General features: G+C 62.9%; 15 protein-coding genes and 1 pseudogene. 1 reads left to right on the plus strand and 15 read right to left on the minus strand.

The window, feature by feature from the left end; all coding sequences use genetic code 11:
- Positions 1-48: 48 nt before the first annotated feature.
- The 7 genes from BLQ92_RS36365 to BLQ92_RS36395 are packed head-to-tail and all read right to left on the minus strand — an operon-like array spanning position 49 to position 6,835.
- Positions 49-894, minus strand: a complete 846-nt coding sequence (locus tag BLQ92_RS36365) for a metal-dependent hydrolase (protein WP_090695074.1) — start codon at positions 892-894, stop codon at positions 49-51.
- Positions 881-2,005: a sterol desaturase family protein gene (locus BLQ92_RS36370; protein ID WP_090695077.1), complete on the minus strand. Its 1,125-nt coding sequence runs from the start codon at positions 2,003-2,005 to the stop codon at positions 881-883. The genes BLQ92_RS36365 and BLQ92_RS36370 overlap by 14 nt, the downstream gene beginning before the upstream one ends.
- Positions 2,002-2,655, minus strand: coding sequence for a phosphatase PAP2 family protein (locus BLQ92_RS36375; RefSeq protein ID WP_244106323.1), 654 nt, complete (start codon positions 2,653-2,655; stop codon positions 2,002-2,004). Before BLQ92_RS36375 ends, BLQ92_RS36370 begins: the two co-directional genes overlap by 4 nt.
- Positions 2,652-3,944: a F390 synthetase-related protein gene (locus BLQ92_RS36380; RefSeq protein WP_090695085.1), complete on the minus strand. Its 1,293-nt coding sequence runs from the start codon at positions 3,942-3,944 to the stop codon at positions 2,652-2,654. Before BLQ92_RS36380 ends, BLQ92_RS36375 begins: the two co-directional genes overlap by 4 nt.
- On the minus strand, positions 3,944-4,750 hold the full coding sequence (locus BLQ92_RS36385; protein ID WP_090695090.1) for an MBL fold metallo-hydrolase: 807 nt from the start codon (positions 4,748-4,750) through the stop codon (positions 3,944-3,946). The genes BLQ92_RS36380 and BLQ92_RS36385 overlap by 1 nt, the downstream gene beginning before the upstream one ends.
- The gene (locus tag BLQ92_RS36390) at positions 4,728-5,741 is read right to left on the minus strand and encodes an NAD-dependent epimerase/dehydratase family protein (RefSeq protein ID WP_090695092.1); all 1,014 of its coding nucleotides are present in this window, start codon (positions 5,739-5,741) and stop codon (positions 4,728-4,730) included. Before BLQ92_RS36390 ends, BLQ92_RS36385 begins: the two co-directional genes overlap by 23 nt.
- Positions 5,738-6,835, minus strand: a complete 1,098-nt coding sequence (locus tag BLQ92_RS36395; protein ID WP_090695096.1) for a fatty acid desaturase family protein — start codon at positions 6,833-6,835, stop codon at positions 5,738-5,740. The genes BLQ92_RS36390 and BLQ92_RS36395 overlap by 4 nt, the downstream gene beginning before the upstream one ends.
- 374 nt (positions 6,836-7,209) lie before the next feature.
- On the opposite strand from BLQ92_RS36395, the pseudogene BLQ92_RS41550 reads away from it, so the two are divergent.
- Positions 7,210-7,338: pseudogene (locus tag BLQ92_RS41550) on the plus strand (lysozyme inhibitor LprI family protein); the annotation flags it as partial.
- Positions 7,339-7,405: 67 nt separating this feature from the next.
- Here BLQ92_RS41550 and BLQ92_RS36405 read toward each other — a convergent pair.
- The 8 genes from BLQ92_RS36405 to BLQ92_RS36440 are packed head-to-tail and all read right to left on the minus strand — an operon-like array spanning position 7,406 to position 15,714.
- The gene (locus tag BLQ92_RS36405; RefSeq protein ID WP_090695100.1) at positions 7,406-9,043 is read right to left on the minus strand and encodes an AMP-binding protein; all 1,638 of its coding nucleotides are present in this window, start codon (positions 9,041-9,043) and stop codon (positions 7,406-7,408) included.
- A 27-nt stretch (positions 9,044-9,070) separates the two neighbouring features.
- Positions 9,071-9,475, minus strand: a complete 405-nt coding sequence (locus BLQ92_RS36410; protein WP_090695104.1) for a RidA family protein — start codon at positions 9,473-9,475, stop codon at positions 9,071-9,073.
- A complete protein-coding gene (locus BLQ92_RS36415; protein WP_090695106.1) occupies positions 9,472-9,915 on the minus strand; it encodes an acyl-CoA thioesterase in 444 nt (147 codons plus the stop codon). The genes BLQ92_RS36410 and BLQ92_RS36415 overlap by 4 nt, the downstream gene beginning before the upstream one ends.
- Entirely contained in the window at positions 9,912-11,126 is a 1,215-nt protein-coding gene (locus tag BLQ92_RS36420; protein WP_090695110.1) for an acyl-CoA dehydrogenase family protein, read from the minus strand. Before BLQ92_RS36420 ends, BLQ92_RS36415 begins: the two co-directional genes overlap by 4 nt.
- A gap of 1 nt (position 11,127) precedes the next feature.
- The gene (locus BLQ92_RS36425) at positions 11,128-11,979 is read right to left on the minus strand and encodes an enoyl-CoA hydratase family protein (RefSeq protein WP_090695114.1); all 852 of its coding nucleotides are present in this window, start codon (positions 11,977-11,979) and stop codon (positions 11,128-11,130) included.
- A 26-nt stretch (positions 11,980-12,005) separates the two neighbouring features.
- Complete coding sequence (locus BLQ92_RS36430; protein WP_090695120.1) at positions 12,006-12,563, minus strand: MarR family winged helix-turn-helix transcriptional regulator; 558 nt, start codon at positions 12,561-12,563, stop codon at positions 12,006-12,008.
- Positions 12,560-13,342 carry an SDR family NAD(P)-dependent oxidoreductase gene (locus tag BLQ92_RS36435; RefSeq protein WP_090695126.1) on the minus strand — a complete coding sequence of 261 codons (783 nt, stop codon included), beginning with the start codon at positions 13,340-13,342 and terminating at the stop codon, positions 12,560-12,562. The genes BLQ92_RS36430 and BLQ92_RS36435 overlap by 4 nt, the downstream gene beginning before the upstream one ends.
- The gene (locus BLQ92_RS36440) at positions 13,339-15,714 is read right to left on the minus strand and encodes a bifunctional salicylyl-CoA 5-hydroxylase/oxidoreductase (RefSeq protein WP_090695130.1); all 2,376 of its coding nucleotides are present in this window, start codon (positions 15,712-15,714) and stop codon (positions 13,339-13,341) included. The genes BLQ92_RS36435 and BLQ92_RS36440 overlap by 4 nt, the downstream gene beginning before the upstream one ends.
- Between the last annotated feature and the right edge of the window lie 219 nt (positions 15,715-15,933).

A 15,933-nucleotide genomic window follows, 5' to 3' on the forward strand; every position in this document is an offset into this window, starting at 1 on the left:
GTGGGGCGTAGGTTAGAAGAGGGCCCCCACGCCTGCCGCTTCGCGCATCTACATGCCCTCCCGGCTGTTTCCCCACGCCACGTCGTCATTCCGGTAAGCCTCGCGCACGAGTTCGCGATTGTCGTGTTGCCAGGGATGAAAGCCAGGTGCGAACCAGGCGAGCCAGTGCGGCACGATGCGCCTGAGCGGTCCGGGCGAGCCGAACAGGTAGCGCAGCAATCGCCCCCAGCCGCGCCAGTCGGTGAGACGCCGGTCGTGTTTGACGAGGCTAAAGGTCAAGCTCCATGACAGCGCCGTGAAGATGGCGCTGACCCACAGCATCGCCGCGCAGCGCAACGCATACCGCGCAAGCGGGTTACGGACCGCGAGCGTGAAGACATCGAAGGCGACGCCTTTGTGTTCGGTTTCCTCCACCGCATGCCAGAGCCAGATGCGGCCCATGCGCGGGTCCGCGCCCTTCAGGGTGGTCGGGTGCCGGAGCATCTGGTCCGCCAGTATCGCGGTGAAGTGTTCAAGACAGATCGTGATGGCGAGCCGCACGTGCCCCGGCAGATAGCGGCGCGCAATCTCCTGCTGGCGGGCGACCTGCCGCTCGAGCGCGTCGATCGGCGCGCCCTGGGCTGCAAGACGGGCGTTATAGCGTTGATGCTCGCGCCGATGGATCGCTTCCTGACCGATGAACCCAGCCACCTCTCCAGCCAGCGGCGTGCCCGGCGCAACCCGGTCGCGAAACAGGCAGACGCTCTCGATAAAGCCGCGCTCTCCTTCCGGGAACATGATCGACAAGGAGTCGTAGTGGCGCGTGATCTGGCATTCGCCGTCCAGCCAGTGGACGGGAATATCGTCGCCCATATGGAAATCGAGGTCGCGGCGACGGATCTCAGGTTTGGACATACGGAGGCGTTTTTTCCTGAAGACGCAGCGTGACGGCTGCGGCCACGATGCTATGGACGAGCAAGGCCGCGAGCAGGCTCAAGCCAAGAGGATCGCGCAGACCGAAGCACAGCGGCATGACGCTCAATGAAAGCGCCGCGATCGCGAGCCAGCTCAGAACACCCCAGCGGCGCCCGTCCGACATGCCGCCCAGCGCCAGCGTGGCTGCGAAGATCAGCGCGAAGAACACCGGTTGCCCGAGTCCAGGCCACGTCCCGTTGCGATGCACGTAGTAGGTGACGATGCCAAACAGAAGCAGGCCGCCGGTGGCGATGGCCGTGTCGGAGATGGGAAGACGCTGGCCGCCGTTCAGACTCGGCACGCGCAGTCCGAGATAGCGCAATACCGGCACCGTATTCGCCCAGAACGGATTGGTCGATTGGGTGGGCGTGGCGACGCCATATTCGATCGGCACACCCGGCAGTTCACGCTGTAACGTGCCGAACAGTTTGTCCCAGATGAGGAAGGTGCCGCCGAAATTGCGGTCGCGATACTCGCGGTTGTGGCCGTGATGCACGCGGTGATTGGCGGGCGTGACCAGGAACCGGTCCAGCCACCCCGAGCGTCCGACAATGCCGTTGTGGTTATAGAACTGCACCGTGTAGTGCAGCGTCGACACGGCGATGAAGACCTCGAGCGGCACGCCCACCAGCGCCAGCGGAATCGAGGTAAACGGCAGGGTGGTGAGCGACGAATACCAGGAGTTGCGAATGCCGAGCGACAGATTGAAATGCTCGCCTTCATGATGAACGACGTGAACCGCCCACAGGATGGCGAACGAGTGATGCAGCCGATGCATCCAGTAGAACCCGAGGTCCCACGCAAGGATCGCGAAGAGCCACACGGCGGCGGGATGCAAGCGATCGAGCCAGTGCAGGCTGAAGTGCGCGAGGATCCACGCAAACACGACGACTTCGATGCCCCGGAAGAACCACATCAGGATATGCCCTGAATTCAGGTTCAGGATCACGTCGCGCCAAGGAATCGCCACGCCGCGTCTTGCCTGCGAATACCACAACTCCAGTAGTACGCATGCCAGCGTGATGAGGAACGGAAGGGCCATTGCATTCATGTTTTGGTTTCCAGGGTGTTCTCAAACGCGGCTTCGGCGTCGGTAGCGGCAGGCACGGAAGAGGCGCGCCGCCGGTTCACATACGCAACGAGCCAGCCGCTCGCGCAACCGAGTACAACTCCAGCGCCAAGATCGATCGCAAGGTGACGGCGGGTCTCAATCACCGCCCAGCCGATTCCCAACCCCCACAGCACGGCCAGCACGCTAAGCACGGGTCTGCGGCGGTTGCAAAGCGCGACGACGCACAACAAGGTCAGTGCGCCGTGTAACGAGGGAAAACAGTTCTGGGCGGAGTCCGAAGCAATCAGGCCGCCCAGCGCCGACGCGCCCGCCGCACCGGTGGGGACCGGGGGATAGATGAGCGTGGTTGGCCACAGGATAAAGACGATCGCGGATACCAGCGCGCACAGTTGCATCGAGCGGGCGAGACTGCGTACGCGCTCCCCCTCGGTCGTAAGAAAGGCGAGCGGCACGAGCACAAAGAACGACAGGTACAGCCAGATTCCTGCCGGGTCGAACGGAATCAGGCGGTCGAGCGCGGTCTCGGGTAGCACGGTCGGGGCGGCGGTAATCAGGCGGCCGGTCGTGTAGGCCACGCCGACTGAGCCCCATCCGAGCACCATGAACCGCAGGCGAGCAAGCAAGGTCATGAGTGTGTCTCGTAGCGTCGGGTAATGCGCCGGCGCTTGGCGCTGTAATCGGGCGCCGGCAGGCAGTCGTGCAGTTCCCATTGCAGACGCGCTGCCGCGACGCCTACGCGCTGCAGGTAGGCGCTCAGGTCGGTCTGATGCTGCGCGAGCGGCGCACCCGGTGCATCGACGTAGAGCGCGAGCGACGCGGGCCCGGTTTGCACCAGCCGGTAGTCGGCCGAGCGCGGCAGGGTCTGTGCGAGGGCGCGTGAAAGACCGTCCGCGAATACCTCCACTGGCGCGCCGCCGTTAGCGGCGGGCAGGCGCAGCAGGTCGTCGCAGCGTCCTTCGATGCGCTCCAGCGCCATTTCGTGGCTGTTACACGGGCAGGGTGTCGTGCGCCGCACCAGAATGTCGTCCAGCCGGTAACGCACAATCGGCTGCGTGACGCGCGTGAAGTCCGTGATCACCGGGACAAAACGCGTGTCGTCGAGCCATTGCGGTTCGACGTGGATATGCGCTTCGTTCAGGTGCAGCGTGCCATGGGCACAGGTGGCAGCCAGGAAGCCTTCGGTCGCCTGATAGACTTCGCCGACCGTTCCGAGCGAGGCGCCGATCAGCGTCTTGTCGAGCGGATCGAGCACCTCGGCGCCGGAGATGACCTTGTGGGGATTGATCGTCAGGTGTCCTGCTGTTCTGGCGAGCGCGAGGCTTCGCAATACCTGGGCGGGCCCCACCACGATGGTCGGGTCATACCGGTTCAGCCGTTCGAAATGCGCCTCGAACGGCTCGAACAGGTCGAAGAATTCAAACGAGAGCCAGGGGTTGCGCACCGAGGCATACAGATTGTTGTTGGCGCGCAGGAACAGCGCTACCCGTTCGCCATGAAAGAGTCCGCGCGGCAGCAGCTTGGCGAGCAACACGCCGGCCCACTTCGCCTGCTCTTGCGGACTCACGACAAACACGCCGCGCGAGCCCGAGGTGCCCGTCGATAGCCCGACGCTGTAGCCGTTCACAGTGGCCTTGAAGTCACGCGAATGTTCCGCATGCATCGCGCAGGCGAGCACGTCGGTGAGCTTGAGCCCGGCGGTATTGATGCGGTCGAAATGCTCCATCATCACCGCCTTGTTCATCAGCGGCCATGTCTGCAGCGGTTGCGACAGATACTGGGCGAACCACGGGCTGCGCGTCAGGTGCCGCTGGATGAAAAGGCTCAGGCGGCGCTGTTGATACTGTTCGAGCGCCACGCGGCTTGCGAAGCGCAGGCGGCGCGTTTGCCAATACGACCAGAGCGTCTCCGGCAGGCGCATTACAACGCTCCTTCATGCGTGAGGCAGATCTTCGCCCGACCGCCTGTATGCAGCGCATTCAGGTCGCGCAGGGTTTGATGGTACTCAGCGGGACTGTCCATAATGGCGTGGGCGATCACCGAAGGTCCGACCAGTTGCTGATAGCTTGTCGGCGACCAGGCGGCGTCGGAGGCGAGCAACACCCAGCCCTCGGCCGTATTGACGAAGGCGCCGAGATGGCCGGCCGCATGTCCGGGCAATTCGATCAGGATCACCTCCGAGCACGCGCCCGGCAGCCCGAAGCCCTGGCGGAATGGGGCGAGCTCAGCCGGCAGCGGAACCCGCTCAAAGCTCTCGATAGACACGATGGATGACTCGAAATCAGGCGGAATCAGACCCGGCACGAAACCCTTGCGCAAAGCACCGATGCCACGCAGCACGCGCGTAGTGCTCCAACCGGCGCCCGACAGGTAGGTCGGCACGCCCTGCAGATCCCGCAAGCCCGCAATATGGTCGCCGTGGAAGTGCGACAGAATCACCGCAGTCAGGTCGCGCGGCTGCATGCCGCGCGCCTTCAGTTGACTGGCCACCGCCTCTTTCGACTCGAAGTAGACCGGCGTGACACGCCGGTACAGCGAGAACAGGCCGCTTTTCGTATGGTCGAGGAAGTGCTGCGCGTAGCCCGTATCCCACAGCCATCGTCCACGGGCCGTTTCGATCAGATACGCGCGTGACGGAAACCGGCAGGTTGCGAGCCCCGCGCCTTTTAGCGCCATGCACGCCATGTGCGTGCAATAGCCGGCTTCAAAGACCGTAATTGTCGCCATGTGCCTTGATCCAGTTGACCGTCTGTTCGATGCTTTGCTCGAGCGTCCAGAGCGGCTGATAGCCGAGCTTCTCTTGCGCCGCGCGCGTGCTGAGCGTCATGTCGTAGTTCAATGCGCCGACGCTGTAGCGCGTCAGGAGCGGCTCACGTCCGCTGACCGAAGCCCAGCCCTGCATCGCGCGCGCGGCCAGGTCGAGGACTGGATAGGGCACGTCCTTGATCCGGTAGGCGATGCCGAGCCGTGTGAGCATGGCGTCGAGCACATCGCGCAAAGAAGTCGGCGCGTTATTGGTGATGTTGAAGGTGTCGCCGGAGCGGACCTGTTCGGAGGTGGTGGCCAGATGCATGGCGTGCACCACGTTGCCCACGTAGGTCAGATCGAGCTTCGCTGCGCCGCCACGCGGCAGCGGCAATTGGCCGCCGCGCTCGCGCAGCAGCCGCAGAATGCGTGGCAGCAGCACGCGGTCGTGCGGACCGAAAATGCCGCGCGGACGCAGCATGACGAAGGTGGTGTGCGGATGCGCGGCGGCCGCCTCGCGAATCACGTCCTCGGCCCGCGCCTTGGTGCTCGCATAGTGGTTGACGTAGTGCGCGGGGCGAAAGCTCTCGTCGATATCGAGCCGGTGCGTGAAGTCGAAATAGAGCGAGGGCGTCGAGATATGCACGAAGCGGCGCACGCCGTTGGCGACCGCAGCCTGAACGAGGTGCGTGGTGGCCTGCACGTTGGCCGCGTGAAAATCGCGCCATGCGCCCCACGGGGAAGAGAGCGCAGCGCAATGCCATACCGTGTCGACGCCTTGCAGCAGAGGTTGCAGGGCGGCGGTGTCGGCGCTGGCGAGATCGAGCGCGGCGAACTCCATGCCGAGTGCGCGCAATGCCTCGCCTTCCGCGCGATTGCGGCCGGTGGCGCGTACCGTCTCGCCCTGTTGCAGCAGAAATGCGGCCGCGTTGCGACCCAACCCGCTGGTCGCACCCGTGACGAGGATCGTCATGTTGAACTCATTGGATGATTCCCAGGCGGTTGCCCCATCTGCCTGAGGAAGCGCTGCTGGCTCGCAAGCAGTTCAGCGTAGCCGATGGCCCGATAAGGCAGTCCGTGTTGCCTCGCGAGTCTTTCGACGATCTGCGCGATCGCACCGTAGTGCCGGTGGCTGTAGCCGGGGAACAGGTGATGTGTCAGATGATGATTGAGGCCGCCGAGCCACGCGCCGATAAAGGCGGGCCGCGTGATCCAGTCGCAGCAGGTCAGGAAGGCGTGCTCGTCGCGGGTGTGCGGCAGGTGACCGGTATCGGGCAGCAGATAGAACTGCGTCTCGGCCCAATGCGTACCGAGGATCAGCATCAAGAGGATGCACGAGGCGAGGGTTTGGCCCGCCATATAGGCGGCGAACACCCTGCCATAGCCGACCTCATGCCCTCGGAGCAAAAGCGGCAGCAACAGGAACACGCCGAAATGAAGCAGCTTGGAGGCGACAAAGACCACCCAGCCGCGCACACCAGGCAGCAACCGGTCTTGCGCGAGCGGTGTTTTGCCGAGGCGATCCGACCAGTCGTAGATCCAGTTGATATACGGCAGCGAGAGCGCGGCAATCACCGGCCAATAAAGATGTTGGAAGCGGAAATGCGGATGCCAGGCCTGAAACGGGGTTTGCCGCAGAAACAGATTGGCCTCGGTATCGAGGTCGTAATGCTCGAGGTTCGGATAGGCGTGGTGATAGAACACATGGCGCGCTTGCCAATAAGCCGGCTCGATGCCGAGCGGCAGGGTGACCGCACGCCTGACCAGCGTGTTCAACCATTTGAAGCGGGACAGCGCGCCATGCGATGCGTCGTGCATCGAATTGACCGATAGCATCACGGCCGCTAGAAACATGCCAACGTAAGCGGCGAGAAACCCGGCGGCGCTGTGGGCGCACAAGCACGTCGCGAACAGCGCACAGGCGATCGCTAGCAGGCAGCCCGCCTTCAGCCAGGTCAGCGCATTGCCGAAACGATGGTCCAGCCTGCTCGCGAGGTAGGCGGCGACTTCGCGACGGAGTTCGGCTGAAAACGGCGAAGTGCTGGACGGAAGATAGTGCGGGCGCATTCGGTCAGGCTGGGTTCGGCAATCGGGTGCAAATCATGGTCTATGTGTCCGCGATGAATATACGAACGGCTGTTTTATATACCGCATGCGTGACGCCGGATTTTGGACGGTAGATTTTGGTGTGTCAACGCGCGCAGCTGTAATTATTGCCACCCTTAGCGCTTAGCATGCCTCTCCTATTTTACGGTGGCAATCATCAGGGTTAGTCACAATCAATCGCGACAGTGGTTCTATCATACGTGCAGCGCTTCAGCAAATAAGGCGTTTTGAAATTTGCCTTAAAAATTGTCAAATGGTTGCGAAAACAGATTAAATATTCGTAGTGAATTCACAGAAAGTGGCTTAGCGGGTACGAGGCAAAATACAGCCTTGAAAAAAGCGACGGCTATTTCGTCAATCTCGAGGGCGCAACGGAGCTGACACAGCAGCGCATTGCCTTCCTGCGCGAGTGTGGACGCGAATGCAGCAGCACGGGCTGCGTGGACGCTAAGCTAGGCGAGTAGGCGGCCGCCTCGATCAATGGCGCGAATGCGCTTGCCTCCCGAGGGAGGCAAGGGACGCTGAATCCTGCTAGAGGGTGCGCAGTGCGAACCGTTTGAGCTTGCCGGTCTCGGTGCGTGGCAGGGCGTCGACGAAAGCGATCAGACGCGGATACTTGTACGGCGCAACGTTGTTCTTCACATAGTCCTGCAGTTGCGCGACCAGTTTGTCGCCGGGTGTGAAGCCAGGATTGAGGACGACAAACGCCTTGACGATCTGGCCGCGCGTTTCATCGGGCACGCCGATCACACCGCATTCGGCTACCGCATCATGCTGCAACAACACGCTTTCCACTTCCGGGCCGGAGATGTTGTAACCGGCGGAGACGATCATGTCGTCGGCGCGTGCCTGATAAAACACGTAGCCGTCCTCGTCCAGATAGACGGAGTCGCCGGGCAGGTTCCAGCCGTCGCGCACGAACTTCGTTTGCCGCTCGTCGGCCAGATAGCGGCAACCGGTTGGCCCGCGCACGGCGAGCTTGCCGATGACGCCCGGCGCCACCGGTTGCATGGCATCGTCGACGGCCTGCACGTGATAGCCGGGAACGGCGCGGCCGATCGCATGCGGCCGGACCGCCTCACCCGCCGCCGAAATGAAAATATGGATCAACTCTGTCCCGCCAATGCCGTCGATCATCTCGATACCGCTCGCCTCGCGCCACAGACGCCGCGTCGAATCGGGCAGCGCCTCGCCAGCGGATACGGTTTTCTTCAGGCTGGCAATATCGAAGCGCGGCAAGAGCGGCGCCATCTGCCGATAGAAGGTCGGCGCAGTGAACATGACCGTGGCATGAAAGCGCTCGACGACCTGCAGCAAGGTTTCTGGCGTGAGCTTTTCGATCAGCACGGTGGAGGCGCCGACCCGCAGCGGGAAGCACAGCAGGCCGCCTAGTCCGAATGTGAAAGCGAGCGGCGGCGTACCGCAAAACACATCGCTAGCCGTGGGCTTGAGCACATGACGCGGGAACAGATCGCACATCATCAACACGTCGCGATGAAAGTGCATGCAACCTTTGGGCAAACCTGTTGTACCGCTCGTGAAGGCAATCAGGCACACGTCGTCGCTTGCGGTGTCGCAAGCGGTGAAGTGGTCCGGTTTGCTTGCCGCGAGTGTTTCCAGGGAGTCCGCAGCGTCGTCGTGGAACAGGCGAATCTGCTTTAGATCCGGGCAGAAGTACTCGTTTTGCGGGTCACGGCAGCGTTCGAGTTCTTCGGTCAGGCGTTTATCGCACAAGGCGGCGCTGATGTGTGCCTTGTCGATGATCTGCTTGAGTTCCTTGGCGCGCAGGAGCGGCATGGTGGGCACCAGCACGAGGCCCACCTTCAGCGCGGCCAGCGCTGCAACGGCCATCTGCAAGGTATTCGGCCCGCGCAGCAGGACGCGATTGCCGGGTTGCAAGCCCATCTCGTCGACCAGCACATGTGCGCTGCGATTCACCAGCGCCAGCAGTTCGCGGTAGGTGGTCGCATGGGGCACGCCGTTCACGTCGGACCAGATCGCCGGGCGCTCGCCATGCCCCGCCTCAACGGTGCGATCCAGCAATTCAGTTGCGCAGTTAAAGCGCGCCGGATAGGCGAGCTCGGGGTTGTCGAGTAGAAAGACGGGCCACTGGTCCTGCGGCGGCAGATGGTCACGAGCGAAGGTGTCGACGTGAGCTGACTGTTCCATGACGTTTCTCCATGCAAAGCCGAACGTTTAGTGGGCTTCGTGGGGGATCACTGCGGTGGCTTCGATTTCGACCTTGGCCTCGTCTTCGATCAGCGCGACGACCTGCACCGCGCTCATGGCAATGTCGTAGTCGCCGATCAGCTCACGAAACGCGCGGCCGATGTCTTTGAGCGCCATGAGGTATTCGCGCTTGTCGGTGACATACCAGGTCAGGCGCACCAAATGTTCCGGCTTGCCGCCAGCTTCGTTGAGCACCGCAACGATGTTGTGCAAGGCTTGAATCGCCTGCGCGGCGAAGTCGGTCGACTGGAAGCGCGCCTCGGCATCCCAGCCGATCTGGCCGGCGATAAACACCTGAGTGCCGACGGCGGCAACACCGTTTGCATAGCCGCGCGGTTTGACCCAGCCGGCGGGGAGAAGAGGTTTTTTCATGGACGTGGCTCGTCGGTGAGGGTAGACGGTGGGGCGAATCTCCCGAGGGCGCTCGCGATGTCGTCGGGAATATCGATGGACTGGCCAGTCTCGAGCGAAGTGGTCACCAGCACCTGATGTGCCCTGAAGCGCACTTCGTCGTGGCAATGGCCGACAATGCCGATGCGAATCGAGCGCTGGCCGACCGAGTTGACGCTCAGCGTGAGCGTGACGGTTTCGCCCATCCGGCTCGGCCGCGAAAACTCGCAGTCCAGCTTGACGATCGGCAAGCCAACGCGGCGCTGGCCGATCATGTGCGCGTAGTCGATTCCAAGGCACTCGGTGAACCAGTCTTCGACCAGCGCGTTGGTCAGCACCAGGTACTGCGGGAAGAACACGATGCCCGCCGGATCGCAATGCGCGAAGCGGATGCGCACCGGCATCTCGAACGTGGCGCTCATAGCTTGCTCGTGCTGTCCGGATGGGCCGCGGCGTGCGCCTTCAATACATCACGGCCTACGATCAGTTGCTGCACTTCGGTGGCGCCTTCATAGATGCGCAGCGCGCGAATCTCGCGATACAGCATTTCGACGGCGGTGCCGCTTTGCACCCCCATGCCGCCCCACAGTTGCACGGCGGCATCGATAACCTGCTGCGCGCCTTCGCTCGCGTGCCACTTCGCCATGGCTGCTTCACGCGTGACGTTTTCGCCTTGGTCGCGCAACCAGGCTGCGCGATAGACGAGCAGGGCGCTGCTGTCGATGGTGAGGGCCATCTGCGCGAGCTTCGCTTGCGTGAGCTGAAAGTCGCCGAGCGTCTGGCCGAACATCTTGCGCGAGGCAGCACGTGCGAGGCCTTCCGCCATGGCATGACGCGCAAAGCCAAGCGATGCGGCTGCCACCGAGGTGCGGAAGATGTCGAGCGTGCGCATGGCCAGTTTGAAACCCTGGCCGGGTTCGCCCAGCATCTGGCTGCGCGGCACACGGGCGCCCGCGAAATGCAGGCGGGCGAGCGGATGCGGCGCGATCACGTCGATACGTTCGGCAATCTCGAGCCCCGGGGTATCGGCGTCGACAATGAACGCACTGATGCCGCGTGCGCCCGGCGCTTCGCCGGTTCTTGCAAACACCACGTAGAAGTCGGCGATGCCGCCGTTGGAAATCCATGTCTTGTCGCCGTCGAGCACATAGGCGTCGCCGTCGAGACGTGCCGACAAGGCCATGGCGGCGACGTCCGAGCCTGCGTCCGGTTCGGACAGCGCGAACGCGGCGATGGCCGTACCGTTCGCGACTCGCGGCAAATAGCGTTGCTTCTGTTCGTGCGTGCCGCCGAGCGAAATGGCGCCCGAGCCGAGCCCTTGCATGGCCAGCGCGAAATCGGCGAGGCCGGAATGTTTTGCTAGTGTTTCGCGCAGCAGACAGACGGCGCGCGTGTCGATGGTGTCGCCGTGTCCGCCGTACGCTGTACCGCCGACGCCATACTTCAACCACCCTGCAGCGCCGAGTTCGCGAACCAGATGGCGGCAGGTGGCATCGACGTTGTTGCCGTGTTCCGCGTCAGCGAGATGGGTGCTGCACCATGCTTCGATGCCCGCCGCGAGTTCGCGATGGCGGTCTTCGAAGAATGGCCACGCTAGCGCGCTATGAAGATCGAGGTTACTGGAAGCGCTCAAGTCAGTCTCCTTCGAAAACCGGACGCGTCTTCGCGGCAAACGCACGATACGCCCGTTCGAAATCGTGTGTGCTCATGCAGATCGCCTGCGCTTGCGCCTCGGATTCAATCGCCTCGTCGATGCTCATGCTCCATTCCTGGTGCAGCATCTTTTTGGTGATGCCGTGCGCAAAAGTCGGACCGGCGACGAGTTCAGCAGCGAGTTTGGCGGCCTCGTCGAGCAGGGCGTCCGGGTCGCACAGGCGGTTATAGAAACCCCAGGCGTAGCCTTCGTCGCCGCTTGCCGAGCGGCCCGTGAATAGCAGTTCGGACGCACGCCCTTGACCGATGATGCGTGGCAGGATCGAACACGCACCCATATCGCAGCCTGCCAGACCGACGCGTGAGAACAGGAACGCGAGCTTGCTGCGCGCGGTGCCGAGGCGCAAGTCGGAGGCCATCGCGAGAATCGCGCCGGCGCCAGCGCAGACGCCGTCCACGGCGGCAATCACCGGTTGCGGGCAATGCCGCATGGCCTTGACGAGATCGCCAGTCATGCGCGTGAACAGCAACAGCTCCGGCATCGGCAGATCGATCAGCGGCGCGATGATGTCGTGCACATCGCCGCCCGAGCAGAAGTTGCCGCCAGCGCCGTGGATCACCACCGCTTTGACATCGGTTGCGTAGGCAAGCTGGCGAAACAGGTCGCGCAGCTCGGCATACGATTCGAACGTGAGCGGGTTCTTGCGTTCGGGGCGGTTCAGCGTGATCGTCGCCACCTTGGCGCTGACCGACCAGCCGAAGTGTTTCGCCTCGTAACCCGCCAGCGTGACGCGGTTGCCGGCCAGCAGGGCGTCGACGTGGGATGCTGTCATGGATATCTCCTCCAGTTCGGTGCCGCTCAACCCTTGAGGTTGTCGAGCAGATGTTTCTTGAGTTTGCCCAGACGCTGGTGCGTGCGCGACTTCTCGTCGAGGCTCAGGCCGCCGAACATTTCGACGACCCATTGTTCATGTGCTACCGCCATGCGGTCGAACAGCTCGCGGCCTTCGGGTGTCAGGCGCACGCTGATCGAACGGCGATCGTTCGGATCCGCATCGCGTACGACCAGGCCTTCTTTTACGAGCTGATCGGTAATGCCGGTGACATTGCCGCCTGTCACCATCAGACGGCGCGACAGCTCGGTCATCTTCAGTCCTTCGGGATGACGTTCGAGCTGCGCCATCAGGTCGAAGCGCGGCAGCGTCGTGTCGAACTCGGTACGCAGGCGTTTGCGCAGTTCGGCTTGCACAAGGTTGGTGGTGGTGAGCATGCGTAGCCACAGACGCAGGCCCATATGGCTATCGGCGCCGGTGCTCATTTCCATATCGACCACGTTCTCGGCAGGTTTCGCGACGCCTTTGCGCGTGGGTTTCGCTTCGCTGGCGGCGGGCTTTTTGGCGCTGGTAGCTCGAGTCATGTAACTTCTCCCCCGGAGACGGAAATGGATTGGCCGGTGATCGCGGCGGAGCCGGGCATGCAAAGCCACAGAGCGGCATTGGCGACTTCTTCCGGTGCGACAAAGCGCTGTTGCGGGTTGTGACGCACAAGGATGCTGCGCGCTTCCTGCTCGCTGCGCGAGGTCTTGCTGGTGATCTGGTCGAGCGACGCGCGCAGCAGTTCGGTCTCGGTATAGCCGGGACAGACTGCGTTGACAGTAATGCCTTTGGTGGCGACTTCGAGCGCCAGCGAACGCGTCAGTCCGATCACACCGTGCTTGGCGGCGCAATACGCGGCGACGTAGGCGTAACCGATCTGTCCGGCGGTGCTGGCGACATTGACGATGCGGCCATAGCCGCGTTCGAGCATGCCTGGCAATACGGCGCGTGTGCAGAGAAATACGCCGGTTAGATTGACGTCGAGCATGCGCTGCCAGAGCGCCATGTCGGTCTGCGTGAACGATGCGGCTTGTGCCTGACCTGCGTTGTTGATCAGGATGTCGACGGGACCGGCTTGTTCAAACGCGGCCGCGACGGCGGCTTCTTGGGTGACGTCCACGGCGATGCAAGCGATTTCGCCTGCTGCGCTGAGCGTGCTTAGCGCGTCGCGCTGCGCAGCGAGACGGTCAGCGTCGCGGCCCATCAGCGTAACGCGCGCACCGGCGCGCACCAGCGCCGCCGCAGTGGCTGCTCCGATGCCGCTGCCGCCACCCGTGACGACTGCGTGCTTTCCGGTCAGCCCGGAGTTATCTGTATTCACACCGTTCCTTCTGCGCGTTGTGCGCGTTCTTGCGGCGAGAGTCCTGCGTTCGCTGCGGCCTGGGCACGCTCGCGTTCGAGATTGCGTTCGAGTTGCGACTTCGCCGCCGTGTATTGCTTCGGCCACATCACGTCGAAGTAGCCGATCTTGGCGGCTTCGTTGAGCGTCCACGAAGGATTGGCCAGATGCGGCCTTGCCACTGCGCAAAGATCCGCACGCCCAGCGGCGATGATGCTGTTGACGTGATCGGCTTCGGAGATCGCGCCGACGGCGATCGTGGCGATGCCCGCTTCATTGCGGATGCGATCGGCAAACGGCGTCTGGAACATGCGGCCATAGACCGGCTTCTCGTCTTTGCTGACCTGACCCGACGAGACGTCGATCATGTCGGCGCCGGCTGCTTTGAAGGCGCGGGCGATTTCCACCGCATCGTCAGGCGTATTGCCGCCGTCTACCCAGTCGTGCGCGGAGATACGTACGGAAATAGGCTTGTCTGCCGGCCAGACCTTGCGGATCGCGGCAAAGATCTGCAGTGGATAGCGCAGGCGGTTCTGCAGCGAGCCGCCGTATTCGTCGCTGCGCTGATTGGTGAGCGGCGAGAGGAAGCTCGACAGGAAATAGCCGTGTGCGCAGTGCAGTTCGAGCCAGTCGAAGCCTGCCTGTGCGGCCATTTCAGTCGAACGGACGAATTGCGCTTCGATTTCACGCAGATCGTCATGGCTCGCTTCGCGCGACCATTGGCTCACGCCCCGCAGATATTGCTGCGGCGAGGCCGAGACGAGCGGCCAGTTACCTTCAGGCAGCGGCTGATCGATGCCTTCCCAACTCACGCGTGTTGACGCTTTGGCGCCTGCGTGTCCGAGCTGCATGCCGATCTTCGCGTCCGACTGCGCATGCACGAAATCGACAATGCGCTTCCATGCGGCGAGATGCTCCGGTGCATACATGCCGGGACAAGCGGGGGTGATACGGGCTTCCGGCGATACACAAGTCATCTCGGTCATCACGAGCGCCGCGCCGCCCATGGCGCGGGCGCCGAGATGCATGAGGTGATAGTCGCCAGCGATGCCGTCGACGGCCGAGTATTGCGCCATGGGCGACACGACCACGCGGTTCTTGAGCGTGACGCCGCGCAGCTTGAAGGGCGTGAACATCGGCGGGACGGAATGCTTTGCCGGTGCGCGTTCAATGCCGGAGCGCGTTGCGAGCCAGTCTTCGAACCCGGACAGGTACTGCGCATCGCGCTCACGCAGGTTCTCATGCGAGATGCGCTGCGAACGCGTCAACAGCGAGTAGGCGAACTGTTCCGGTTCGAACGCGGTATAGCGGTCGACGTGCTCGAACCACTCCGTCGAATTACGGGCCGCGTTCTGGATGCGCAGCACGCCGACGCTGCGTACTTCGGTGTAGTGCTTGAGCGCGGCAGCCAGATCGTGGGGATGAGCGTCGATGCTGTTGGCGAGCTCGATCGAATCTTCGAGTGCCAGCTTGGTGCCGGAGCCGATCGAGAAGTGCGCGGTGTGGGCAGCGTCGCCCATCAGTACGACTGGTGTGGGCGGCGTGCCGTTGGCGTTGTTGCGCCAATGCACCCACTCCCGGTTGACCACGCGCGGGAAGCGAATCCACTGTGACGAACCACGCAAATGGGCGGCGTTCGAGAGCAAGGGGTTGCCGTCCAGATACTTGGCGAACAGCTTTTCGCAGAAGGCGATGCTGTCTTCCTTGCTCATCTCGTCGAGACCGGCGGCGCGCCAGACACGCTCCGGCGTTTCGACGATGAACGTGGAGGTCTGATCGTCGAAGCGGTAGGCGTGGGCCTGGAACCAGCCCCATTCGGTTTCTTCGAAGGCGAACGTGAAGGCTTCGAAGAGCTTTTTCGTGCCGAGCCAGACGAAGCTGCAATCGCGCATGTCGATATCCGGCTGGTAGGTCGCCGCATACTTCTGACGAATCGCGCTGTTAGCGCCGTCGCAGGCGATGATCAGGTCGGCTTCGTAAGCGGCGTCGTCCGTCACTTGGGTTTCGAACACCAGCTTGACGCCGAGTTCTTCGCAGCGCGCCTGCAGGATGTTCAGGAGACGCTTGCGGCCGATGCCGCAGAAGCCGTGACCCGACGAACGGACCTGCTCGCCGCGGAAGTTGATCTCGATGTCGTCCCAGTGGTTGAAGGCGTCGAGAATTGCCTCCGCGCTAGGCGCGTCGGCCGCGCGCAGGTTGCCGAGTGTCTGGTCCGAGAACACCACACCCCAGCCGAACGTGTCGTAAGGGCGGTTGCGTTCGATCACCGTGACTTCGTGCTCAGGGTTGCGACCCTTCATCAACAGCCCAAAGTACAGGCCGGCCGGGCCTCCGCCGATACAGACGATGCGCATGCTGACACTCCAGTTGGAATCTGGAATGTAATTTAGTCCTCGATATTTTAGGTGTCAAGTAAATTTTGGGGGAGAGACCAGACGCAGGTGGAGTGGTGACCGGAAGAAATAAAGTCGGTCGGAGCTCCGCAGCGCGAACGCACAGATGGCCGCGATCCTCGACAACATTCCGGACCTTGCCTGGGTAAAAGACACTGACGGCCGATACGTGGCGGGCAA

It is taken from the genome of Paraburkholderia phenazinium (genome assembly GCF_900100735.1).
Taxonomy (GTDB): Bacteria; Pseudomonadota; Gammaproteobacteria; order Burkholderiales; family Burkholderiaceae; genus Paraburkholderia; species Paraburkholderia phenazinia.